This is a genomic window from Parasediminibacterium schistidii, assembly GCF_046546515.1.
Classification (GTDB): Bacteria; Bacteroidota; Bacteroidia; order Chitinophagales; family Chitinophagaceae; genus Parasediminibacterium.
The window spans coordinates 12,362-37,274 of the sequence record NZ_JBKHKJ010000019.1 but is presented as its reverse complement, the minus strand read 5'-3'; the positions used below and the strand labels follow the sequence as shown (position 1 = coordinate 37,274).

Genomic DNA, 24,913 nt, shown 5'->3' with positions numbered 1-24,913 from the left:
AAAAATAAGTGTATTGCAGCATGTTTTAAATATCTGTGCCTTATTATTTTTATATCTGGCAATTGCTGCCAATCACCCGCACTCTTTCCCCACTCATTCGAAGCACGCTTCCAATAATCCGCAGCGTTTCCTAACAGTTGGCAGCATTTCTCCAATCGCTCGCTGCCAGCTGCCAACCGTTCGCAGTACGCTTCCAATCGTTGGGGAACACTGCCAGCAGTCAGTAGCACGCTGCCAATTGTTCGCACTACGCTGCTAACCGTTCACAGTGTGCTCCAAATGATTGGGAACACCCCCAACTGTTCAGCGTAATAAGTGTCATATTAACAAGCATATTGCATCTAAACAGATAAATGAGGTTTACAGGATAAGCAAATGAAACTCCCGTTTACATTCAAGCCTCTATTCGTTAACAATAAAGCATGTTGCAATAGGGCGGTTATAAATAATTTTACCGCCATATTTAAACGATGCAGAAAATAGAACGATTGCTTAGGAAATTTATGGATGCCACATCCCTGTTGAGCGCAAGCCGATATGCCCGGTTGCCATTGATACCTGTTAGGGTACAAAGTATTAAACAACAACAAATACAAATACGGCTTACACCTGTTAAAACGGTATGGCTAGTAGCCATTTTGCTTTTTGCGTTTGTGGCTAATGCGCAAACATTCAAGTGGGGCAGCGTGGCCATGGGGGGTGGCGGTTTTGTATCGTCTATCATTACCAATAAAACAGAGCGCAACTTGATGTATGCCCGTACCGATGTGGGTGGTGCCTACAAATGGGATAGCACTACCGCTTCCTGGAACCAGTTGCTGGACTGGGTATCTAACAAAGAAACGGGCTACTTGGGTGTAGAATCATTGGCTATAGACCCGCAAGCACCCAACAGGCTGTATATGCTGGTGGGTACTAATTATTTCAACGGGGGCAAAACGGCCATCCTTTCTTCCTCCGATTATGGCAAAACATTCACCATCAACATTGTAACAAACCTGTTTAAAGCCCATGGCAACGGCATGGGGCGGCAGAACGGCGAGAAATTGCAGGTAGATCCTAATAATTCAGACATACTCTATTGCGGTACTAGGGAAAACGGGTTGTTTAAAAGCACCGACAGGGGCGTAACATGGAAAAGATTAAAGTGCTTGGATGTTACGACTACCCCCAATAAAAACGGGGTAAGTTTTGTAACCATCGACCCAAAAAGCGGCACAAAAGGCACGGCTTCGCAAACCATTTATGTGGGCATATCCCGCGCCGGGGACAAAAACCTATTTGTAAGCAAGGATGGCGGCAATAGCTTTTCGGCAGTTGCTGGCAGCCCGGGGGAATTTATGCCGCAGCGTGGGGTATTAACCAGCGAAGGCGGCCTGTACCTGACGTATGCAAACGGTGCAGGACCTAGCCCGTACAAAGAAGTAAACGAACCCATGAACAAGGGCGGTATATGGAAATTGAACACGGCCACAATGGAACTGAAAGAAATTACGCCGCCCAATTTTAGCAAGCCATTCGGCGGTATATGTATAGACCCAACCAATGAGCAACGCTTGGTAGTGTCCACCATTAACACCTATATCAAACAATATAAAGCAGCCAACGGCAAAGATGTTTTTGGCGATAGGATTTTGTTTACACAAGATGGAGGCGCTACTTGGACTGACCCTATTTCAAAAGGGATGGATTTTGATGAAAATGGCGTTACATGGGTAAATGGCACCAATATGCACTGGGTAGGCTGCGTAGAGTTTGACCCCTTTAATACCAACAAAATATGGTTAACCTCTGGGCAAGGCATTTTTTCTTGCAGTGATGTTACTGCACCTGTGCCACTGTTTAAATTTAGTTCCACGGGTATAGAAGAAACTGTGCCGAACGATTTGGTAAGTATTCCCGGTGGGCCGTTGGTATCTGTTATCAGCGATTACGATGGTTTTATACATAGCGATGTAACCAAATATGCACCCATACACAACCCACGCATGGGTACAACGCATGTCATTTCTTATGCAGGCACTAACCCAAATGTAATGATAAGGCTTGGTGGCAATTTGATGTACACCCTCGACCAAGGCAAATCTTGGGGTTGGTTCCCTTCCGTGCCGGGCTATCAGGGAAAAGTAACGGTAACTGCCAGTGGCACAGCTTTTATTTATTCACCAAACTGGATGAATACCACTTACAGAACAGTTGACAGAGGCGCAAATTGGATGCCCTGCGTAGGGCTTGATATGCCCAATGCCCGCCCCGTGGCAGATTTGGTAAACGACAATAAAATTTATGTATATAACACTGATGATGGAAATTTCTTTGCAAGCAACGATGGTGGCCTAACGTTTAAGGAAGCGACCAATATTGGCCCCGGTGCTTCTAGGATTATAAGGGTGGTGCCGGGTAAAGAAGGCCATATTTGGGTAGCTGCCAATGGCGAAGGCTTGATGCGTTCCACCAATTCGGGCAGCAGTTTTAAAACAATCAAGGGTGTTAGTAGTTGCTCATCTGTGGGCATCGGCATGGCTGCGCCGGGCGGTGCTTACCCCAGCATATTTATCTGGGGGGTGGTGAATGGGGTAGAAGGCGTGTTTATGTCGAGCGATGAAGGCAAAACATGGATAAGGGTAAACGATAACGCCCACCAATACGGCGGCACTGGCAATGGCCAATTTGTAATGGGCGACATGAATATTTATGGCCGGGTATATATGAGCACCGTGGGCAGGGGCATTTCTTATGCGGATATGGTGAAATAAGGCAAGCTGCTACTAAGGCACGAAGCGGCACAAAGCAGAAGCAAAAAAAAATAAAGACTTAAATAGCGGATCTAGCTAAAAACCTTGAAAGGGTTAACAACAGTAGCCAAGGGTGAAACTCGTGGTGGGCATCCGATTAGGTTTTGCGTTGCATTATTATGGGTATCATGCCAATCATTTAATCACAAATAACAATGAATAAAATACTGCTTCTCCTTATTTCTTTATTTTCACTATGCTTTGCAGTGAAAGCACAGGAACTCTATGTAGGTACCAATTACCACCCCCACGATGCAAAAGATGTGGCTAAATACAAGCATGACATTGGGTTGATGAAAGATGCTGGCTTTAAAGTAGTGCGCATGGGGCATCTAGCTTGGGATAGTTATGAGCCATTCGAAGGCAAATTCGATTTTAAATGGTTTGATACGGTGATGAACATGATGGATGATGCAGGCATAAAAGTAATACTAGATATTGCCGTCCGCCCTGCCCCAATCTGGCTGCACCACAAATTTCCATCCATAAGCAATACTGACCCAAGTGGCAACCTCATTTACCCCAACCACCGCTATGCAGAAGATATTGGCGATGCCAATTACCAGAAATATGCCTTGCGTTATGCAGATACATTGACCAAGCATTTTGGCAAGCACCCTGCTTTATTGGCTTTTGGCATAGACAATGAGCCGGGAGACGGGCAGATTTCTTATTCAGAAACGGCTAGGAAAAGGTTTATTGCATGGCTGCAAAAAAAATACAAGACCACTGACAATTTAAACAAAGCATGGGCTTCGCAACGCTGGAGTAGGCGGATTAATCAGTTTGACGAAGTTGGTTTCCCTGTTTCTGGCAATATTACAGGCGCACCGGAAAGGGTGCTGGATTTTAGGTTGTTTGTGTCTGATGAAGTAAATGGAATGCTGGTAAAACTATGCGATAAAGTAAAAGCCAATGCCCCCAACGCCTTAACCACCACCAATATGTGGTACTACAGCGGCATGAAATATTTTGATTATTCAAAAACGGCTTATACAGGCAAAATTACAAGGGGTGGCAATGGTTTTTATCCCGGCAATTCGTTGAATACGAGTTGGGGATTGCTACATGCCTTGTTTGGCATACAACGGATACAGTTTGAAAATACAACACCGTTCTGGTGCACGGAATTTACCACGTTTACAGCTACGCCGGGTTCCATGCGTAAGTCGGCGTACGCCTCGTTGATGTATGGTAACCAAATGGTTTGTGGGTGGACATGGCAAACAATGTACGGCGGCGAGGAGCAATTTACCGAAGGCATGACCGACTGGGACGGCATACCCAACCGAAAATATGATGAGTACAAAAAGATAGCAACTGAATTTAAAAAGATAGAAAAGTTTTTCCCCTACAAGCCAAACCCTGAAATAGGGCTTGCATTCTCCTTCTCAAGCCAGATAGCCAGTTCGTCTTTCCCGGAATTGCATGACGACCAACTCCAAAATTGTTTCAGTTCCTTCTATTTCAGGAACATGGATACCAAAGTGGTGGAAATAAGCCGGAGTAATACCCTAAGCAATTATAAATTATTGATTGTTCCCGGCGTAGCCGTGATGGACGAAGCCACTGCCAGTAAACTAAGGGAATACATCAACAATGGAGGCACCGTAATTATGACCAGTAATTCCGCTGTGGTAGATGAGCATAGCCAAGTGTTTACCAGCACACGCCCGGGCAGGCTAAGCGATGTGTTCGGCATCCGCATTGCCAGTTTTGAAGAACCAGAAGCCCTGAATGAAGTGGGCAGAGATACTTTGAAAGGCAAAAAAATACGCTTGGAGTATAAAGGCAAAAAGATAGAAAGCCAGTCCAGCCGTTTTGATGTGATTGAACCGAAGGGTGCGCAGGTATTAGGCAGCATTACCAGCTTGGATAAGGATTATCCCATTATCACCTCCAATAATTATGGCAAAGGGCGTGCTATCTATATTGGTTTGCCAGCAAAAGGGGAGGTGATGAACCCCATTATTGATGAATTGATTACAGCATTATCCATTAAAAAAGGCCCAGATGTGCCGCAAAATGTATTGGCAAGGCAGATAGACGGCAACCACTTTTTGTATATGAATACAAGCGGTGAAACAAAAGAAATAGAGGTAAAAGGCAGCTTGAGAAGCATATTGCACGATAAAGATTATACTGATAAGTTTACCATAGCCCCGTATGAACCGGAGTTTATAGAAGTGAGGTAGGGGCAGCCCTTGCGGCTACTGCCATTTGTAGAGACGTTGCATGCAACGTCTCTACATGAACTATAGGCAGTCATTATAACGCATGAGAATCTAAGCGTACAAAATAACGCCTTCTTGCAAAAAATCAGAATATAAAAGACTATGAGATTGATAAAAAATAGCTTGTTAGCAATAATGTTGTTTTGCACAATAATTGCCCATGCCCAACAACCTACACAAGCACGGGAACACCTCCTAATGGATGCTGGCTGGCGTTTTGCATTGGGGCATGCCTACGATACCAAAAAAGATTTTAATAATGGCACAAGTGTTTTTTCTTACATGGCCAAAGCGGGTTATGGGGATGGGGCTGCCGCCGAGGATTTTGACGACAGGGCTTGGCGCAAGCTGGATTTACCGCACGACTGGGCGGTGGAGCAGGGCTTTAGCCCCAAAGGCACAAACAGCCACGGCTATAAAGCCATCGGGCGGAACTTCCCAGAGGCAAGCGTGGGCTGGTATAGGAAAACTTTTGCCATCCTGGCAAGCGATTTGGGCAGGCGTGTACATATTGCTTTTGATGGGGTTTTCAGGAATAGCATTGTTTGGGTAAATGGGCATTATTTAGGCACGGAGATAAGCGGCTATTCAAGTTTTGAGTATGATATAACGGACTACCTGAATTATGGTGGGGACAATGTAGTGGCAGTTCGGGCAGATGTAACCCTGGAAGAAGGGTGGTTTTACGAAGGGGCAGGTATTTACCGCCATGTGTGGTTAAACAAAACCAATCCAGTGCATATCCCTGCCAATGGCACATTTGTAACAGCACAGGTAAATGGGCGCGAGGCAGCAATTACGGCAAACGTAACGGTGCGAAACGATAACAAAACAGCAAAAATATTCAATATTCAACAAACCATTGTTGATGCCGCAGGCAAGGCTTTGGCAACTGCTTCATTGCAACAGTTGTCTTTAAAACCATTTGAAGAAAAAGATTTTTCAACTACTAGCCAATTGCAAAATCCCATGCTTTGGGATATTGAAAACCCATATTTGCACAAACTGGTAACCAATATAAAAGATGGGGATAAGGTATTGGATACCTACACTACCACTTTTGGCATACGCACGATAAAATTTGATGCCGACCATGGCTTTTTCCTCAATGGCAAGCATGTGAAAATAAAAGGTACGAATAACCACCAAGATCATGCTGGCGTGGGTGCTGCTATGCCGGATGCTTTGCAGTATTACCGCATTGCTTCTTTAAAGGCTATCGGAAGCAATGCGTTACGTTGCTCGCACAATCCGCCAACCCCGGCATTATTGGAAGCCTGCGATAAACTGGGGATGGTTGTTATAGTAGAAAACCGATTGATGGGCATCACGCAATATCATTTTGGCGAGCTAAAAAACATGATACTACGCGATAGGAACCATCCATCTGTAATTAGTTGGAGTATTGGCAATGAGGAATGGGGAATTGAAAATAGCCCGATGGGTGCAAGGGTAGCTTCAACCATGCAAGCGTATGTAAAAACAATTGATAGCACAAGGCCTGCTACTGCGGCCTTTAGTGGCGGTATAGGCAGCCAAGGCATTACGACAGTTATGGATTTATTGGGTATCAATTATATAGCGAATAAAAATACCGATAAGCAACACCAGCTATTTCCTCAACAGGCATTGTGGGGTACAGAGGAAGGGGCCACCGTTGCAACCCGTGGGGAATATATGGACGATAATAAACAACATTATAGGGCAGCTTATGATACGGCTCAGAATAAAGACTCCTATAGCATAGAGCGGGGATGGAAACATTATGCCCAAAGAGACTACCTGGCAGGTATGTTCATCTGGACAGGCTTTGATTACCGTGGAGAGCCTTCGCCATTCGATTGGCCTTCCAACGTTTCCTTATTTGGGATGCTGGATTATTGCGGTTTCCCGAAAGACGATGCTTATTACTTAAAAGCATGGTGGGGCGATAAACCTGCCTTGCATATACTGCCGCATTGGAACTGGGCAGGCAAGGAAGGGCAGGAGATAGCCGTGTGGGCTTACAGCAATTGCGATGAAGTAGAATTGTTCCTCAATAAAAAAAGCCTTGGCAAAAAAGCAATGCCCCTCAATTCGCACTTGGAATGGAAGGTGAAATACCAACAGGGAACCCTCTTGGCCATTGGCTATAAAGGTGGCAAAAAGATATTGGAAGACAAAGTACAAACCACTGGGGATGCAGTTTCCATTCAACTTGCCGCAGATAAAACGGCCATTAATGCAGATAAGGAAGATATTGCAGTACTGACTGTTGACGCATTGGATAAAAATAATTTGCATGTACCTACTGCGGGAAATAATATCACGTTTTCTATAGAAGGGCCGGGCAAAATTATTGGTGTTGGCAATAGCGATCCTACCTCCTTAGAAGTAGAGAAATATGTGGAGACTGTTCAAGTAGCACCCATAGAAAACCTGAAAGAAAAAATAGTTGATGGCCTAGTTAACCGCCCTGAAACTGCTGTTGGTTATGATGATAATAAATGGGGCAATGCCTTTAAAGACATACGTGATGAGGCTTTTGCCAAAACCAATACTGCACTGGTTTACCGTGGCATATTTACCATGCCGGATAGCATGGCCGATGCCACTGTTACCCTATTGTATAAATGTATCGGCACGGAACAGTCTATTTATATAAATGGGAAGTTACTTGCTGCCAACATCAAACAAGAAAATGGTAGCAACCAGTTTGCCGTAGGCAAAAAATTATTCGCCATCGACAAAAGCAAGTTGCATCCCGGCAAGAATGTAATAGCTATTGTAGGATCACCATTAATCAGGAAAAACCAATGGCATACACCCAACATGGATGCTGGGGTTTTCCAAATCATATATCCTGCCGCCCAATACAAAAGGAATTTATTCAATGGGTTGGCACAGGTAATTGTACAATCTACTGGAGAAGCTGGGGTTATTGTCTTAACGGCTAATGCCAATGGGCTAAAGCAAGCAAGCATAAAAATTACTGCACAACCATCCGTAAAAAGACCCGCCATTGCGGAATAAGTATATGAGAAAGAATATAATAGTGATGCTCTTATTTGGTATTACAACCAACACAATAGCCCAAAAACCACCCAAAACTTTTGTGGTCAAATCACCAAATGGCAAAGTGGTATTAAATATTGCCGTAGGCAAAAAAACAAGCTGGGGCATAAACCACCAATTAGATACCATTATTGCCCCTTCAACCATTGCCCTTCAATTAGAAGGGGGTGAGGTGTTGGGCGACAATGCAGTAATAATATCTGCTAAAACCACTACAATCAATGAAACCTTCAAAGCCATCAATTATAAAAAAGATTCGGTAAAAAACAATGCCAATCAATTGATGTTAACATGCAAAGGTGGGTACGGACTTGTTTTTAGGGCTTATGATGATGGCGTGGCATACCGCTTTTTTACCAGTAAGAAAGACAGTTTCATCGTTAAAAATGAAGAAGCCAATTTTAACTTGGACAAAGACTATAAGGTATTAATTCCGTATGTGCGGGATTTACGTGACCATGACCCTTTCTCTATGGCTTTTGAAGCGATGTACGACGATATTCATATTTCCCAGTTTGTAAAGGATTCGCTTGCTTTCCTGCCTTCCTTAATCAATTATGGAAACAATAAAAAGGCAGTGATACTGGAAGCCGATTTGGAAGATTACCCAGGCATGTTCATTACCCAAAATGAATCTAAAAAAGGTTTTAATGGGGTATATGCAAAATATGCTCTTGAAGAACAATTGGGCGGTTTTGAAATGATGAATTATATGGTAAGGAAAAGGGCAGCCTTTATTGCTAAGGTAAGCGGCACACGCAATTTCCCATGGCGGGCAATCGTTATCAGTGAAACGGACAAGGAACTCGCCAATAACGACATGGTGCAAAAACTATCTGCTCCCTCAAGGATTGCTGATGTATCTTGGATTAAACCCGGCAAAGTAGCCTGGGATTGGTGGAACGACTGGAACATTACCCATGTAGATTTCCGTGCAGGCATCAACACACCTACTTATAAATACTATATTGATTTCGCGGCAGCTAATAAGTTGGAATATATTGTGTTGGACGAAGGCTGGAGCGAAAAAGGAGACATCCTCCAAATAAAACCCGTCATTGCCTTGCAGGAACTGATTGATTACGGCAAGAAAAAGAACGTGGGCATTATACTATGGGCAACATGGTATGGGTTGAATAGCAAGTTGGATGCGGCTTTGGTTAAATATTCGGCCATGGGCATTAAGGGTTTTAAGATTGACTTTATGGATAGGGATGACCAGAAAATGGTTTCCTCCCTGTATACTATTGCCCAAAAAGCGGCTGATTATAAGTTGGTAGTTGATTACCATGGCATGTACAAACCAACGGGCTTGCAAAAGACATATCCCAATGTGCTGAATTTTGAGGGGGTAAAAGGCATGGAAAACGAAAAGTGGACACCAAATGACAATGTGCCTTTATACGATGTTACACTCCCCTATATCCGTATGATGGCTGGCCCGATGGATTATACACCCGGTGCTATGCGCAATGCCACCAAATCTGCCTTTCGCCCTGATGGAGCTATGCCCATGGCGCAAGGTACACGCTGCCACCAACTTGCCATGTATGTAGTGTTTGAAGCGCCGCTTCAAATGCTGGCAGACAACCCCACGGTATATAAAAAAGAACAGGAATGCACCAATTTTATAGCCAAAGTGCCTACTGTTTTTGATGCGACAGTAGCGTTAGGCGGCAATGTGGGCGAATATATAGCCATCGCAAGGCGTAAAGGTGATACATGGTTTGTAGGTGCCATGGGCAATTGGCAAGAGCGGGATATTGAAATAGATTTTTCTTTCCTTGGAGCAGGCAACTACGAGGCAGAAATATTTAAAGACGGCATCAATGCCGACAGGGATGCAACAGATTATAAAAAATACATACTAAAGGTTGCCGCAGGCGATAAAGTAAAAGTGCATTTATCTAATGGCGGCGGCTGGGCGGCAAGGGTGTATAAGAAATAACAAATTGAGTGAGCAACTCTTCAGGAGTGGTTCACTCTAATGGTTTTGTGATCTGAATAAAGAAACGCTTAAAAATCATTCAAAATGAAATCTATTCAAAAATATTTGCTTCTCATATTGCTTGCAATAACCCTTAATGCCATTGCCCAAAAGCAAAAAGCAAAACCTGATGGCAATCCTGTTCCCCTAATCCCCGGTTATTTTGCCGACCCAACCATTATTGTATATAACAATAAATTCTACATCTATGCCACTATTGATCCTTGGGGTGGGGATAGCCTGGCCTTGTGGGTAACGAGTGATTTTAAAAAATGGGAACGCAAGCCATTGAACTGGCCTACCAAAGCTTTGTGCAAAAGCCCAGAATCAACTACCAACATGGTTTGGGCGCCAAGTGTAATAAAAGGCAAGGATGGAAGGTTCCATATGTTCGTGGCTGTAGGCAGCGAGGTATATGCTGGCGTAAGCGACAAGCCCGAAGGCCCTTGGCAAAACGTAAAAAAAGATGGTAGCCCATTTGTGAAAACACAAGTTGCTATCAACGTGCATACCATAGATGCAGAAGCATATTTGGATGATAACGGACAAGCATACCTCTACTGGGGTTCTGGTTGGGAGTGGAAAAATGGGCATTGTTTTGTGGGCAAACTAAACCAACAAATGGATGCGTTTACCAATACACCCAAGGACATTACCCCTCCTAATTATTTTGAAGCCCCCTATATGCTAAAGCATAAGGGTACTTATTTTCTGATGTATTCACAAGGGAAATGTATAGACAGTACTTATAAAATCCGCTATTCCACATCCAGCAGCCCTACTGGCCCATGGGTAGAAGGTAAGCATAGCCCTGTTTTGTCAACTGATACCGCATTGAATGTAATAGGCCCCGGCCACCACACCATATTGCAATACAAAGGCAAGTATTTTATTATTTACCACCGCATTGCGGAAACGAAATCAAAAGATTTATTGAGGGAAATTTGCATAGATGAATTGACTTTCAATAAAGAGGGGGATTTGAATGTTGTAAATCCTAAAAATGCTGGGTTAAAGGTTTTATTACCTTTGATGAAACAAAAAATGTAAAACTATATTTAATAGAAATTGAATGAAACATACATTCCTAATCACCGCCTTACTCCTTGCCTTGCTCCCTGCATTAGATGCTCAGCAAACCATTGTCCAATACCTATCTGGCACAGACAAAGACCACACAGTAAACTGGGATTTCATGTGTAACAAAGGACGAAACAGCAACCATTGGACAACCATCCCCGTACCTTCAAACTGGGATATGCAAGGGTTTGGCAGTTATGAGTATTACAAAGACAACAACGACCCGGAGCAAGGCTTTTATAAATACAAGTTCAAGTTATCGCCTGCAAATAAAGACAAAAGAATAATCATTGTATTTGAAGCATCTATGACAGACACGGAGGTTAAGATAAATGGTAAGTCCGCAGGTGCTTTGCACCAAGGTGGGTTTTATGAATTTAAGTATGACATTACAGATTTCGTGAGCTTTAGCAAAGAGAACCTGCTGGAAGTAACCGTTAGCAGGCATTCTGCCAACGAATCAATAAACAGGGCAGAACGTAAAGCTGATTTTTGGTTGTTCGGGGGTATTTTCAGGCCAGTGTATTTGGAAATAGTACCTCAAACACATATAGAAAGGGTAGCTATTGATGCAAAAGCAAATGGCGATTTCAATATAAATGTATTTGCAGATAATACTAAAAGCAAACAAACAATAGAAGCACAGGTAGAAACATTAAATGGTACATTGGTAGAGAAACCTTTCTCGCTGAAAGCAAATGACAGCACGCTTTTATCCCATCATTTTAACAGCATCAAAACCTGGAACCCGGAGCAACCCAATTTATACAATGCCATCATTTCCATAAAAGAAAATGGCAAAGCCATCCACACCATAAAAAAACGCTTTGGCTTTCGCACGGCTGAGTTACGATTGCATGATGGGTTTTATGTAAACGGTGTAAAAGTAATATTCAAGGGTGTTGACCGCCACAGCGAATGGCCGGAAACTGGCCGGACATTGAGTCGTGACATCCATTTGCTAGATATTGGCTTAATTAAGGAAATGAACATGAACGCAGTACGCATGAGCCATTACCCGCCTGATAAGGAGTTTTTGGATTTGTGCGATTCCATTGGCTTGTTTGTGTTGGATGAACTAACGGGCTGGCAGGCTTCTTATGACACTACTGTAGGCAGGAAATTGGTAAAAGAACTGGTGGTAAGGGATGTAAACCACCCCTGCATTGTTATTTGGGACAATGGCAACGAGGGTGGCTGGAACAGGGGTTTGGACAATGACTACCAATTGTATGATCCCCAAAAAAGATTGGTCATCCATCCTTGGGAAAGGTTCAATGGCACCAATACCAAACATTACCCAGACTATAAATATGTATTGAACGAAGTGGCAAAGGAAAAAGATGTTTTCTTCCCAACCGAATTTATGCATGGCCTTTTTGATGGAGGCCATGGCGCAGCGTTGGAAGATTTCTGGACAGCTATGATGAAGCACCCTGCCGCAGCCGGTGGTTTCCTATGGAGTTTCCATGATGAGGGCATTGTGCGTGGGGACAAAGACAATGCGATAGACGTGGCTGGCAACCAAGCACCTGATGGTATCCTCGGCCCTCATCGTGAAAAGGAGGGGAGTTTTTATACCATCAAGCAAATATGGAGCCCTATACAAATTACCACCAAAATATTGCCTCATAATTTTGACGGTAGCCTCGCTATAGAAAACCATTACCTCTATACCAACCTTGATCAATGTACCTTTAAATGGAAACTGGTAAAGCTGCCAACCGATGCCAAGGATATTGTGACGGTTGTTGGTAAAGGTGGGGCTGCACCCATTTCCTTGGCACCTAATGAAAAGGGTACATTGATTATCAATACTGGAAACGAAATAAACAATGCCGATGCCCTGTACCTCACGGCTTACGATGCCAATAAAAAAGAAGTTTTTACTTGGAGTTGGGCTATCCATACGCCCCAGCAAATGCCAGATGTTGTAAGCATGCAATTGGCAGCTACCTCTACCACGGATAAGGAAAATATATTGGAAGTTGCCAGCAATGGTGTTACTTACACCTTTGATAAAAAAACAGGCTTCCTTCAAAAAGTAAAGACGGGCAAAGGTAATATTTCCCTTACAGATGGTCCATCAGTGGCAGGCGTTACCTTGTCGCTAGTGGCATTCAAATCATATAAGGAAGGGGAAATTTTTGTGGTAGAACCAATATATGCCGATTCCAACCATTATACAGTAAAGTGGACTTTCCGGGAAGGCAAATTGCCGCAGTTGGATTACCAATATTTCATTGATAAAGAAACAGATTATACAGGCATCACTTTCAATTACCCCGAAGAAAAAATAAAAGGTATGACTTGGTTAGGACGTGGGCCATACCATGTTTGGAAAAACCGTTTGCAGGGCCCTGAACTAGGCGTTTGGCAAAAAGCATATAACAATACGGTTACTGGGCAATCATGGGATTACCCAGAGTTCAAAGGCTGGCATTCCAATGTGTATTGGGTAACCGTGCAGAACAGCCAGCAGGACTTTACCGTATATACAAAAAATGAAAACCTGTATTTCCAAATGTTGCAGCCCTTGAAACCGAAAGCCGCCACCAACAATTTTACTTCCCCTCCCTTTCCTGGCAACACCATTGGTTTCTTTAACGCTATCAGCCCCATCGGCACCAAGTTTAACGACCCCAAAGTAATGGGCCCACAAAGCCAGCGCAACCCACCCATGCAAACCCCATTCAAGGGTACGCTATTGTTTGATTTTGGGAATTGATAATTGACAGTTGGTTGCAACCAAAAAAATTACGCTGCCCCTTCCACCAAATCCAATTCTATCCTAAGGTTGTCTATGATAAAATCCTGCCTTTGCGGGGTATTTTTGCCCATGTAATATTCTAGCAATTGCTGTATATGCTCCCCTTGGTCAAGCAGCACAGGTTGCAAGCGCATGTCATGCGTAATAAAACGTTCAAACTCTCCAGGGCTAATTTCCCCCAACCCTTTAAACCTAGTAATCTCTGGCTTATTGCCCAGTTTTTTCACGGCGGCTTGCTTTTCACTTTCCTCGTAGCAGTAAATGGTTTCCTGCTTGTTCCTCACCCTGAACAATGGCGTTTCTAAAATATACACATGCCCACGCTTTACCAAGTCGGGGAAAAACTGCAAAAAGAAAGTCATTAGCAATAAACGTATGTGCATCCCATCCACGTCGGCATCGGTTGCAACCACTATATTATTGAACCTCAAACCTTCCAGCCCGTCTTCAATATTCAAGGCATGTTGCAGCAGGTTAAATTCTTCATTTTCATACACCACTTTCTTTGTAAGCCCATAGCAGTTTAGCGGTTTGCCACGCAGGCTAAAAACAGCTTGTGTATCTACCTTCCTTGCTTTAGTAATAGACCCACTGGCACTGTCGCCCTCGGTAATAAAAACGGTAGTGTTCCTTTGGGTAACCAAAAATTCTTCCCGGTTTTTCACAGGCGGCTCATCATTAAAATGAATCCTGCAGTCACGCAATTTTTTGTTGTGCAGGTTGGCTTTTTTGGCACGCTCGTTGGCCAGTTTTCGTATGCCGCTTAATTCCTTTCGTTCCCGTTCGCTTTGCTCTATCCTTTTTTTCAACGCATCGGAAACCATTGGATTTTTATGCAGAAAATTATCCAATTCCTTGCTAAGGAACTCCTGGATAAAATTTTTCATGCTCTTGCCCCCCTCGCTTACGTTTTGTGAGCCGAGCTTGGTTTTTGTTTGGCTTTCAAACACAGGTTCCTGCACCCTCACGGCTACCGCTGCAACAATACTTTGCCTAATATCTGCCGCTTCATAGTCTTTCTTGAAAAAATCACGTATGGTTTTTACATAGGCTTCCCTGAACGCCTGCTGATGAGTGCCGCCCTGGGTAGTGTACTGGCCATTAACGAAGGAAAATAAGTCTTCGCCATAGTCGCTGTTGTGGCTGATAGCTATTTCTATATCTTCACCTTTCAGGTGGATGATGGGGTAGCGTAGTTCCTCCTCCGGGGTTTTGCGTTTCAACAAATCGAGCAGCCCATTTTTGCTGACGTATTTTTTATTGTTGAAATCTATAATCAGCCCAGCATTCAAGTAACAGTAGTTCCACAACTGGTTGTCAATATATTCGTGCAGGAAATGATAGTTCCTGAAAATGGTATCATCGGCAATAAACGAAACCTCTGTGCCATTCTGCTTTGTGCTTAATTCTTCTTGGTGTTCTTTTAGCAAAATACCCCGCTCAAATTCGGCAGTCTTTTGTTTCCCATCCCGGTAAGCCGTTACTTTAAAATAACTGCTCAATGCGTTTACTGCTTTTGTACCTACGCCATTCAGCCCAACGCTTTTTTGAAAAGCCTTGCTGTCGTACTTTGCACCAGTGTTTATTTTGCTTACCACATCTACCACTTTGCCAAGCGGTATGCCACGCCCATAATCCCGTATGTTTACAGTCTTATCTTTCAGCATAATGTCTATATGCTTGCCATAGCCCATCATGTGTTCATCAATACAGTTATCTAGTACTTCCTTTATCAATACATAAATGCCATCATCTGCCGCCGATCCATCACCCAGCTTCCCGATATACATACCCGGCCGCAGGCGGATATGCTCCCGCCAGTCGAGGCTTTTAATATCGCTTTCATCATAATTCCCTGTTGACATAGACCTTTATAATTAATAATTAATAATTAACATTTCTTGATTATCCAAACTGCATTTGTTTAGTAATGTTCCCGAAAAAACTTTCCCAATCAGGTTAATTTCTAAAAGATTATTTAACCCGGATTTTGCAGTTGACTTCGTTATGAAAGGCTCAAATTTAAGCAAATACTTGTATTTGAAGTAGTTGGGGCTTGCAATAGATTTCAACTGCAAAATCTAGGTTTAACTGCAAAGAAAGCACAAAGAACAGTGCAAATAAGCTGATAAAATGAAAAAAGCCATATTTAGAAATGGGGGAAGTTATTTTAAAAGTATCAGATAGTTCCGTTAAATAATAAAATTTAACTTATGCAGATTGTACGGATTTATGGGGATAGTTAGAGCGGCTGAGTAGTAACTAATTGACACTTACTTTGTGTTTCTTTGCGAAAAAGTTTGTGTGCTTTGTGGTTAAATATCCGCTGTAAGCCACATTTCAATTATTGAACAATGAAAATTCTTTCCATACGCATCAAAAACCTTGCTTCGCTAGAGGGCATAGCTGAAATTGATTTTACCAAGGAACCACTTTTGTCCGCTGGCATATTTGCCATCACGGGGCCAACTGGCGCAGGCAAGTCAACTTTGCTCGATGCACTTTGCCTGGCATTGTATGCAAAAACGCCCCGCTACCTGCAAGCCAAAGAAACAGGCATAGAGCTGCATGATGTAGTAGGCAGCAAAATAGGGCAGGGGGATACCAGGGGCATTTTGAGAGACGGTACAGCAGATGGTTTTGCAGAAGTATCTTTCGTTGGGGTAGATGGTATTCCATATACCGCTTCATGGGGTGTACGGCGTGCAAGGAACAAGGCAGAGGGCAGCTTGCAGAATTATTCCATGGCATTGATAAACCTGTCAACCAATATCAATATCGGTGGCACAAGGACTGAAATACAGGATGAAATAGAACGCCTAGTAGGCTTGAATTTTGAACAATTTACCCGTTCCGTGTTGCTAGCCCAAGGCGATTTTACAGCTTTCTTAAAAGCAGATAAAGATGCCAAGTCTTCCTTGCTGGAAAAATTGACAGGCACGGATATTTATTCCAATATTTCCAAGCTCATTTATGAAAAATCGAAAGAAGCCAGCGACGAGTTGAAAAACCTTCGTTCTAAAATGGAGGGCATAGCCATATTGTCCGACGAAGAATTGTCAAATATCAACATTGAAAAACTAACCCTTGCCCAGCAGATAAAAGAAGGGGAAGCGGAGCTGGCATTACTTGCTGAAGAAATTACATGGCACCAGCAATGGATGGCTTTGTCCACAAGCAAAGAAAAAGCAACGCAAGCGTTAACGCTGGCAGAAACGGAAAGGGAGGCTGCTACTGAAAGGATAAATTTGCTAACGCAAGTTGAGAGCATCCAGCCCATTAGGACTTTGGTAGATGCAAAACAAAACAACGCTCATTTACTTCAACAAAAAAATAATGAATATGAAGTTAATTTATTAAAAATCAATGAATTAACATTAAAAATACCACTACTAAGTAATCAACTTGCACAAGCTGATATACTGCTTGCAGAGTCGGAGAAAGCACAGTTTGATGCCCAGCCTGCTATTGAACAAGCCAAGCAATTGGATATACTAATAAAAGAAAAGACAACCCAAACAGCAAATGCTAAGCAGGAATATGATATAGCTTTTGAAAAACACCAGCAGGTTATTACGGTTGTTAAAGAAAAAGAATTAGAGGTTACACGCTTGGAAGATCGAGCCCAAGCCTTGCAAAAATGGAAAGCAGAAAATAGCCCCCGGCAAGCAATAGCGGAAAATATTGTCATCATTTCGTCTAAATTGGCAGATGCGGCCAATATATTGCCTCTTCGAGAGAAGTTTGCTGAAGATATCAAAGCAAGTGGGGCTAGGAATATTCAAATAGATAAAGATATTACCTTACTTGGAAACCAGCTTGTTGGGCAGGAAAAGGAATTAGAAGGGCTACATTCCATTTTTAATACTACCAATAAGGAATTATCAAGCGTTCCTATCAATGATTTGCAAGCCAATGAGGCCAACCTTGTGCTTGGCATTCAGGAGATAATTGCCGCAAAAGGGCATTGGGATTTGCAGTTCGCTACTTTGAAACTAAACCAAGAAATATCGGATAAGCTAAAAGCCAATAAACTAGAATTAGAAGGAAAGACAAAAACTTTTGCTTCAAAGCAAGTTGAGCTAAGGGAAGCCGAAATAAAGAAAGAACAATCAGGTAAAATGCTTTTGCAAGCTCACTTAAAAACCACAGAAAATGTGGAGGGATTGCGGGGCGAATTGATTGAAGGGCAAGAATGCCCTGTCTGTGGTAGTATCCATCACCCATTTGTTGCTCAAAGTATTCAACTGCACAATGTATTGGAAGGGCTTGAAAATGAAAGCAACGCTTGCAATGCCCTATACAATGAATTGTTAAGGGAAACTAGCAGCTTGGAACAGCAATGCAAGAAATTAAATGCCGATAACCTTGTCCTTGAAAAAGAGCTGGTGCTAAAAGCAAACGATTCGGCAACCATGGAGGGTAAATGGCAATCTTTCAAGATAGATGCTACCTGCTCCGCTTTGCCACCAGCACAAAAAAGCGTATGGCTAGAAAATGAGCGGAATAGGCTAGAAGCTGCTCTGCAGGCAGTTAGGCTGGAAGTTGGCAGGTACAGCAAGTTGAAAAGCACTCATGACACCCAAAAGGCCCAAATGGAGGGTGTTGAAAAGAAACTAGTAGAGACCAGAGATTCCTTAAAGGATGCGTTAAGGGTAAAACAGAGTTTGAAAGAGCAAATTGCTTCATTGAGCGAAAGCCTTAGCAAAGCGAATAATGAACTAGAGTCTGTTATTGATTTCCTAAACCATTATTTTACCCGTGAAGGCTGGGTAGAGGCTTGGAAACAAGATGCTGGCAAATTTGAATTGGTTGCGCATCAGTTTGCCAAGGAATGGAATGCCCGACTAAAAGAACTAGAAGAAAGCACTAACAACCTAAATATTTTAAAAACGAGCCTAGAAGGCATAAGCCAGCAATTGACGGCAAGCAATGCAGATGTTGCCACCAAGCAAGGCAAGCTTGCGGAGTATCAAGAAAACCTATCATTCCTCACTACTGAAAGGAAAGCTATTTTTAATGGGGAAGAAGTGGCTATTATCCAACAAAAACTAAGTGCAGCAATACAAGATGCCCAGATAGCTTATAAACAAGTGGTTGCAGAAAAGGCTGAATTAGATGCCCAATTGCTAAGATTAAATACTACTGAAAGCCAGCTAAAAGCAGATATAGAAAAATTTACTATTGAAGTAGAAAAGAATTATATTGCTATAATCAATTGGTTGTCAGTATATAATGAAAAATATAAAATATCAATTAGTGAGGAGCATTTAATAGTTCTATTGTCTTATACCCAAGAATGGATAGGAACGGAAAGGGGTTTTATAAATGTTATTTACGAGGCAGTTACCAAAGCTAAAGCTACGCTTGACGAAAGAAGCTGGCAATTAAAAGAACATGAAAGCAAAAAGGTTGCTGAGAGGGGGCTTGATGAAGTGAGCAACTTGCATGATGCTTTTAAACAAAGCCATGCTGCTATAACTACCGCTGCCAATGAGTTGGAGTTTAAACTGAGGCTGGATATGGATAACAAGCAAAAAGTTGGCCGCTTGTTAAAAGAAATGGAGTCACAAGATGAAGTCTCCAATAATTGGGCTAAGCTAAACGATTTGATAGGTTCTGCAGATGGAAAAAAATTTAGGCAGATAGCCCAAGAATATACTTTAGATAGCCTGCTAGGGTATGCCAACGTGCATTTGCAAGCATTGTCGCACCGGTACAAGCTGCTCCGCATCCCCAATTCATTGGGCTTGCAGGTGCTAGACATGGACATGGGCGATGAATTGCGCACCGTTTTCTCTCTTTCTGGTGGCGAGTCGTTTTTGGTTTCTTTGGCATTGGCTTTGGGGCTTGCTTCCCTGTCATCTAATAAAATGAAAGTAGAATCCTTGTTTATTGATGAAGGTTTTGGTTCTTTAGATCCAGTAACCCTGAATATAGCCGTGGATGCCTTGGAGCGGCTGCACAACCAAGGCCGCAAAGTGGGCGTAATATCGCATGTAGAGGAAATGACAGAACGCATACCTACACAAATCAAGGTTTCCAAAATGGCGAATGGTAGGAGCAGGGTAGAAGTGGTTGGCAATTTTGAATAAAAATTGACTAAATAATACTTTCAAAATAACTTTCCCTATTTCCGAATAAGGATTTTTTCATTTTATCAATCTTTTTGCGTTGTCCTTTGTGTCCTTAAAGTGAAACGTTTTACTTTAAAAGGGTTTTCTTTGTGCTTCCTTGCGCAAAATCTTTGTGTTCTTTGTGGTTAAATGTTTTTTTTTAAATTAACCTAGATGGGGAAAGTTATTTCGGAAACGTTACTATTCCAAATTTTATTCAAAGTTATTTTACTGCCCATAAATAACTTGTGCATCCTATATGGGGGAATTTATGGTTATTCATGGGGGAATATTTCCCCCATATAGGATTTTGCTTTTGGATAATTTGTAAATCATGCCGACTTTTATACCAAAATGTAAACTATGAAAGCGATAAAAAGCAAGTTATACAGCGGCAAAGCAAGTACCCTTGCAGGAAATAATACTTCCTATAGAAGAGATGGGGGCAGGGTTAATAGCAGCTCACTTTTCATACACAATAAATCCACATTGATCCACAATGAATCCATATTGATACACGATACATCATCATTCCATCCACAATAAATCACTATAAAATCCATCAAGAAATGCATCTTTAAAAAGGGAAAACGCTGTATTTCAATGAGTTATAGTAAAAAAGTAATTTTCTGAATTTTTGATAAAAAAATAATCATGAAAAAAACTCGAATATAGCCCCCTCTATTGCGGAATAAAAGCAAGAAACGGGTTTTTATACAGGCTTTTCTGTCCCAATTTTGTACCGAGTAAATAAAGAAAGATGCAAGATTATTATCGCATTGCAGATGCTTTGGGATACATAAAAGAAAATAGGGAAAAGCAACCTTCGCTTGAAGAAATTGCAGCAGCAGTGCATATAAGCCCCTTTCATTTCCAGCGCATGTTTACAGACTGGGCTGGCGTTAGCCCAAAGAAATTCCTGCACTACATTAGCGTGGAATATGCCAAGGAGATATTAAAAAAGGATGGGGCTTCTGTGTACGATGCTGCTTACGAAACAGGGCTTTCCAGCACGGGCAGATTGCATGACTTGTTTGTAAACATAGAAGGTATGACGCCTGGCGAATACAAGCATAGCGGAAAGGGCTTGGTAATACGCTACAGCCTGCAAAACGGACTATTTGGCAATTACCTAGTGGCTTCCACTGAAACAGGCATTTGTAATGTATTGTTCTATGAAGATAAACCAGATGAAGTAGAAGCAGAATTAAATCAACTATGGTCTAATGCTATTGTAATCAAAGAAGAAGATAGTTTTCATAAACTTGTAAATAGCTTTTTTGGAAATGGACTATCTATACAAAACCCACTGACACTTCATTTAAAAGGCACGCCTTTTCAGTTGAAAGTATGGGAGGCTTTGCTGAAAATACCAGAAGGTTCCTTACAGTCTTACAGCCATATAGCCAGTGGAATTGCGCAGCCAACGGCGCAAAGGGCTGTAGGCACAGCCATTGGGCAAAACCCTGTGGGATTTATTATCCCATGCCATAGGGTGATAAAAACAGTTGGCGGCATCGGGGAATACCGCTGGGGCACAGCAAGAAAAATGGCCATGATAGGGTGGGAGGCAGCGCAGCATGTTCCACAAACCCCTTAAATGGGCAAGAAAAAGCGAAGATTGTTGCGATAATAAAAGCTGTTCAAAATCGATATTCAGTCTTGGGTATCATTATCTCAAATTACTTTATTCATTCCGCAATGGTAGCTTCTTTAAAATCTAAAAGCTAACTGGCACAAGATTGCGTATATATAAGTATGAAAAAGAAAAAAACGGGTTTTGCAGTAGCACTTTTTTTGTTAGCAATACATACAATGGTTATCGGGTGTAACAAAGCTGCTACTGCTAAAGTTGTTGCTATGGATACTACTGCAACTATTATTACGCCCACACCTACGCCAATAAAGGATACTAGCAAAACCTATTTAGCGTTAGGAGATTCTTATACCATTGGCCAATCTGTCGATAGCAGCCAGCGTTTCCCTGCGCAAACGGTTGCATGGTTGTCTGCATACAGCACTATCAAGGTAAAACCCATTGAATACATAGCCACAACAGGATGGACAACCAGCGATTTGCAAGCTGCCATACAATCTAAAAACCCGCAAGGGCCTTATGACATTGTAAGCCTGCTGATAGGCGTAAACGACCAATACAGGGGCTACGACACAAGTGGATATATAACCCGTTTTACCCAGTTGCTGCAAAAAAGCATCCAACTAGCAGGAGGGAAGCCAAACCATGTATTTGTGGTTTCTATACCCGATTATAGCGTTACCCCTTTTGCTTCTGGCAGCAACAAAGCACAAATAAGCCAGCAAATAGATTGGTTCAATGCAATAAACAAGCGTATTGCCTTTCAGTATAACTGCCCTTACATCTATATTACCGACTTAACTCGCCAAGGAGCAACCGATGGCACATTGATTGCCCCAGACGGCCTGCACCCTTCAGGGAAGGAATATGAAAAATGGAGTGAATTGCTGGGTGCAGTAATTAAAGCAACTTATTAGTAAGGGTGATTTAAAACAAGGAAAGACTATGCAACAAATTGTATAATTACTTATTTTTGTTGTAAATATTTCTATGATGAATGTTTTAGAGTTAAAAGTGTACGATATTTTCAAGTCTAGGTTTTCTGAACAAGAGGCAGCTATGGTAATTGAGTACTTTGAAACAAAAGCAAAGGAAAAAACAGAAGAAAAAACGGAAATATTCAAAAATTTACAAACGAAAGATTTAGAAAACCTAAGAAAGGAAATAAACACTGTTTTTGCTACCAAAGAAGATAGCTATAAACTAAAATCGGATTTACTGGAGAAAATAGAAACATCAAAAACCGACATCATTAAATGGATGTTTGCCTTTTGGGTAGGCACTATTGGCATTGCAATTGTTTTTTACTTGTTGAGGAAATAATTTGATGTCACTTTTTAATCTACGTCTTTGCGTCCTCAAAGTGAAACGTTCTTCCTTTTTCTACAGCATTTCCCTTTGCGACTACTTTGCGTGAGAAACTCTGCGGGCTTTTCGGTTAATTTTTACAGAGTATACTTTATAGTCTACCATCACTTCCTATCCGCCAAGGCATTGTAATCTTTCAAAATCGTTTCTAAAAATTCTATGGGATGCTGGTGCTGGGTTATTTGCAGCACAGACCTTATTTTGTCGCTAGTGCGTTCAGCGAGTTCTAGCTTATTGTCACGCCTTGAGGCGTCCAGTATGTTTTTTATCACGTTCATGTCCCGGTCGCTTAGCCTTAGCACATTGGCATATACAGGCACATAGCCAGTTTCTACCTCTTGGAAAATGGTATTGCCCAAGTCGCTTTTCACCCTTGTTTTTACCACCAATGTACCTGCGGCCACATCGCCAAGGCGTTGGCCTTTTTTGGTGGCGATGGAGGTGACAAACCCAATAAAACCCATGGAAAAGCCAAAGTCAACCACCCTCAGCAGCCAGCGTATAAGGTATTGATAAAGGGATGCGTTGGTGCCTGTTTCGCTTATCACTTTCATGCCCAGCAGGCGTTTCCCAATGCTTTGCCCATTCAGCAGCAGCTCGCTAAGCAAATGGTACACCAAAATGGGCGAAAAAGCAATCATTTCTACTGACGATAAATTATACAGGTAACTCAAATCTCTGCCTGTGCTATGGTGGTGGCTCATATATTTGCCAATAAAAAAGCTCATTACCAAAATGTAGCCTAACATGATGAATATATCTAACAGCCACGCAAGGAAACGATGGTGAAAAGGGGCAGCTTCAAATGATAAGTCTATATTGCAACTAGCCGGGACAATTATTTTGCTCATTTCAGGAAAAAATGTTGGTTGATAGGTAAAGTAATTATAATTTACGCAAATAAAAAACAAAGCTTTTGAGAGAGGCACTTTTTATTAAGAAAAACAAGGGGCGGTGGCAGGAAATGCAGGCTAACCCAAGCCAATACCCCGATGAAATGGCGAAGGAATTTATACAGTTGGTGGAGGATTTGGGGTTTGCCAAGACTTTTTATCCACGCAGTTCCATTACCCAATATTTAAACACCGAAGCCAGCAAACGCTATATTGGCCTGTACGAAAACCAAAAAGCCGATACTAAACAATTATTTGCTTTTTTCAAGTACAGGCTGCCGCTAATTATCCGCAAGCACCATGCAGTACTTTTTATTTGCTTTTGCCTGTTCCTGCTGTTTGTGGCCATAGGTTTTTTCTCGGCCAATAAAGACGAGACATTTATACGCCAGGTTTTGGGTAATGGGTATGTGGACATGACGGAGCAGCATATTGCCGAGGGTCATCCTTTTAAGGTATATGGCTATGGCAATGAAGTGCTTTCTTTCTTTTTCCTTTTTTTGAATAATATAAAAGTATCGCTGATAGAGTTTGCCGGGGGCATATTGCTGGGCATACCCACAATAAAAGGGTTGATGGTAAATGCCATCATGGTAGGTGCTTTTGAATGTTTCTTTTTCAGGCATGGCATGGGCGTAAGCAGCTTGCTTACCATAATGATTCATGGCACATTAGAACTATCCACTTTTGTAGTAGCGGCAACATCGGGCTTGGTAATGGCGAAAAGTTGGCTTTTCCCAGGCACTATCAAAAGATTAGATGCTTTAAAACAAGGTGCAAAAGAAGGGGTAATTATTGCCCTGGCCAATTTCCCTATGCTATTGATGGCTGCTTTTTTCGAGGGGTTTGTTACGCGGCATACGGGGATTCCCTTGTTCCTGAAACTGGTGATTATTGGCACCTCGCTGGCATTCGTGGTATTTTATTTTATTGTTTACCCCATCCGTTTGCAAAAACAACTAAACCTTTCAAGGAAAGACTAATGCCGTTAATACTCGCCAACTATTATGTAGCCACGA

The 24,913-nt window shown here is 42.2% G+C and carries 14 protein-coding genes; 12 read left to right on the top strand and 2 right to left on the bottom strand.

The features are described 5' to 3' along the window. Positions 1 to 470: 470 nt before the first annotated feature. The 6 genes from ACHFIY_RS12000 to ACHFIY_RS11975 all read left to right on the top strand — a co-directional run bounded on the left by ACHFIY_RS12000 (position 471) and on the right by ACHFIY_RS11975 (position 13,878). A complete protein-coding gene (locus ACHFIY_RS12000) occupies positions 471 to 2,756 on the top strand; it encodes a WD40/YVTN/BNR-like repeat-containing protein (RefSeq protein ID WP_410846340.1) in 2,286 nt (761 codons plus the stop codon). A gap of 194 nt (positions 2,757 to 2,950) precedes the next feature. Next, on the top strand, positions 2,951 to 4,990 hold the full coding sequence (locus tag ACHFIY_RS11995) for a beta-galactosidase (protein ID WP_410846339.1): 2,040 nt from the start codon (positions 2,951 to 2,953) through the stop codon (positions 4,988 to 4,990). Positions 4,991 to 5,131: 141 nt separating this feature from the next. Then, positions 5,132 to 8,041 carry a beta-galactosidase GalA gene (gene galA / locus ACHFIY_RS11990; protein WP_410846338.1) on the top strand — a complete coding sequence of 970 codons (2,910 nt, stop codon included), beginning with the start codon at positions 5,132 to 5,134 and terminating at the stop codon, positions 8,039 to 8,041. 4 nt (positions 8,042 to 8,045) lie between these two features. After that, positions 8,046 to 10,031 (top strand): retaining alpha-galactosidase, encoded by a 1,986-nt coding sequence (locus tag ACHFIY_RS11985; RefSeq protein ID WP_410846337.1) that lies wholly within the window; start codon positions 8,046 to 8,048, stop codon positions 10,029 to 10,031. 84 nt (positions 10,032 to 10,115) lie between these two features. Beyond that, a complete protein-coding gene (locus ACHFIY_RS11980; protein ID WP_410846336.1) occupies positions 10,116 to 11,120 on the top strand; it encodes a family 43 glycosylhydrolase in 1,005 nt (334 codons plus the stop codon). Positions 11,121 to 11,142: 22 nt separating this feature from the next. Further along, on the top strand, positions 11,143 to 13,878 hold the full coding sequence (locus tag ACHFIY_RS11975) for a glycoside hydrolase family 2 protein (RefSeq protein WP_410846335.1): 2,736 nt from the start codon (positions 11,143 to 11,145) through the stop codon (positions 13,876 to 13,878). Positions 13,879 to 13,907: 29 nt separating this feature from the next. Here ACHFIY_RS11975 and ACHFIY_RS11970 read toward each other — a convergent pair whose 3' ends face one another. After that, positions 13,908 to 15,785, bottom strand: a complete 1,878-nt coding sequence (locus ACHFIY_RS11970; RefSeq protein WP_410846334.1) for a DNA topoisomerase IV subunit B — start codon at positions 15,783 to 15,785, stop codon at positions 13,908 to 13,910. A gap of 489 nt (positions 15,786 to 16,274) precedes the next feature. Here ACHFIY_RS11970 and ACHFIY_RS11965 point away from each other — a divergent pair, with 489 nt between their 5' ends. From ACHFIY_RS11965 to ACHFIY_RS11945, 5 genes are all read left to right on the top strand, one after another. Further along, entirely contained in the window at positions 16,275 to 20,015 is a 3,741-nt protein-coding gene (locus ACHFIY_RS11965) for an AAA family ATPase (protein WP_410846333.1), read from the top strand. Positions 20,016 to 20,399: 384 nt separating this feature from the next. After that, positions 20,400 to 20,582, top strand: coding sequence for a hypothetical protein (locus tag ACHFIY_RS11960; protein ID WP_410846332.1), 183 nt, complete (start codon positions 20,400 to 20,402; stop codon positions 20,580 to 20,582). A gap of 214 nt (positions 20,583 to 20,796) precedes the next feature. Next, positions 20,797 to 21,636, top strand: a complete 840-nt coding sequence (locus ACHFIY_RS11955; protein WP_410846331.1) for a bifunctional transcriptional activator/DNA repair enzyme AdaA — start codon at positions 20,797 to 20,799, stop codon at positions 21,634 to 21,636. A 158-nt stretch (positions 21,637 to 21,794) separates the two neighbouring features. Further along, positions 21,795 to 22,550 carry an SGNH/GDSL hydrolase family protein gene (locus ACHFIY_RS11950; RefSeq protein ID WP_410846330.1) on the top strand — a complete coding sequence of 252 codons (756 nt, stop codon included), beginning with the start codon at positions 21,795 to 21,797 and terminating at the stop codon, positions 22,548 to 22,550. A 73-nt stretch (positions 22,551 to 22,623) separates the two neighbouring features. Next, on the top strand, positions 22,624 to 22,956 hold the full coding sequence (locus tag ACHFIY_RS11945; protein ID WP_410846329.1) for a hypothetical protein: 333 nt from the start codon (positions 22,624 to 22,626) through the stop codon (positions 22,954 to 22,956). A 149-nt stretch (positions 22,957 to 23,105) separates the two neighbouring features. On the opposite strand, the gene ACHFIY_RS11940 is transcribed toward ACHFIY_RS11945, so the two are convergent. Beyond that, complete coding sequence (locus ACHFIY_RS11940; protein ID WP_410846328.1) at positions 23,106 to 23,852, bottom strand: RDD family protein; 747 nt, start codon at positions 23,850 to 23,852, stop codon at positions 23,106 to 23,108. A gap of 65 nt (positions 23,853 to 23,917) precedes the next feature. On the opposite strand from ACHFIY_RS11940, the gene ACHFIY_RS11935 reads away from it, so the two are divergent. Continuing rightward, complete coding sequence (locus tag ACHFIY_RS11935) at positions 23,918 to 24,877, top strand: stage II sporulation protein M (RefSeq protein WP_410846327.1); 960 nt, start codon at positions 23,918 to 23,920, stop codon at positions 24,875 to 24,877. Positions 24,878 to 24,913: the final 36 nt, after the last annotated feature.

Excerpts from the sequence above, each read along its gene's own strand:
- ACHFIY_RS12000 (WP_410846340.1), top strand. The coding sequence starts at position 471 with ATGCAGAAAATAGAACGATTGCTTAGGAAATTTATGGATGCCACATCC.
- ACHFIY_RS11995 (WP_410846339.1), top strand. The coding sequence starts at position 2,951 with ATGAATAAAATACTGCTTCTCCTTATTTCTTTATTTTCACTATGCTTT.
- galA (WP_410846338.1), top strand. The coding sequence starts at position 5,132 with ATGAGATTGATAAAAAATAGCTTGTTAGCAATAATGTTGTTTTGCACA.
- ACHFIY_RS11985 (WP_410846337.1), top strand. The coding sequence starts at position 8,046 with ATGAGAAAGAATATAATAGTGATGCTCTTATTTGGTATTACAACCAAC.
- ACHFIY_RS11980 (WP_410846336.1), top strand. The coding sequence starts at position 10,116 with ATGAAATCTATTCAAAAATATTTGCTTCTCATATTGCTTGCAATAACC.
- ACHFIY_RS11975 (WP_410846335.1), top strand. The coding sequence starts at position 11,143 with ATGAAACATACATTCCTAATCACCGCCTTACTCCTTGCCTTGCTCCCT.
- ACHFIY_RS11970 (WP_410846334.1), bottom strand. The coding sequence starts at position 15,785 with ATGTCAACAGGGAATTATGATGAAAGCGATATTAAAAGCCTCGACTGG.
- ACHFIY_RS11965 (WP_410846333.1), top strand. The coding sequence starts at position 16,275 with ATGAAAATTCTTTCCATACGCATCAAAAACCTTGCTTCGCTAGAGGGC.
- ACHFIY_RS11960 (WP_410846332.1), top strand. The coding sequence starts at position 20,400 with ATGAAAGCGATAAAAAGCAAGTTATACAGCGGCAAAGCAAGTACCCTT.
- ACHFIY_RS11955 (WP_410846331.1), top strand. The coding sequence starts at position 20,797 with ATGCAAGATTATTATCGCATTGCAGATGCTTTGGGATACATAAAAGAA.
- ACHFIY_RS11950 (WP_410846330.1), top strand. The coding sequence starts at position 21,795 with ATGAAAAAGAAAAAAACGGGTTTTGCAGTAGCACTTTTTTTGTTAGCA.
- ACHFIY_RS11945 (WP_410846329.1), top strand. The coding sequence starts at position 22,624 with ATGATGAATGTTTTAGAGTTAAAAGTGTACGATATTTTCAAGTCTAGG.
- ACHFIY_RS11940 (WP_410846328.1), bottom strand. The coding sequence starts at position 23,852 with ATGAGCAAAATAATTGTCCCGGCTAGTTGCAATATAGACTTATCATTT.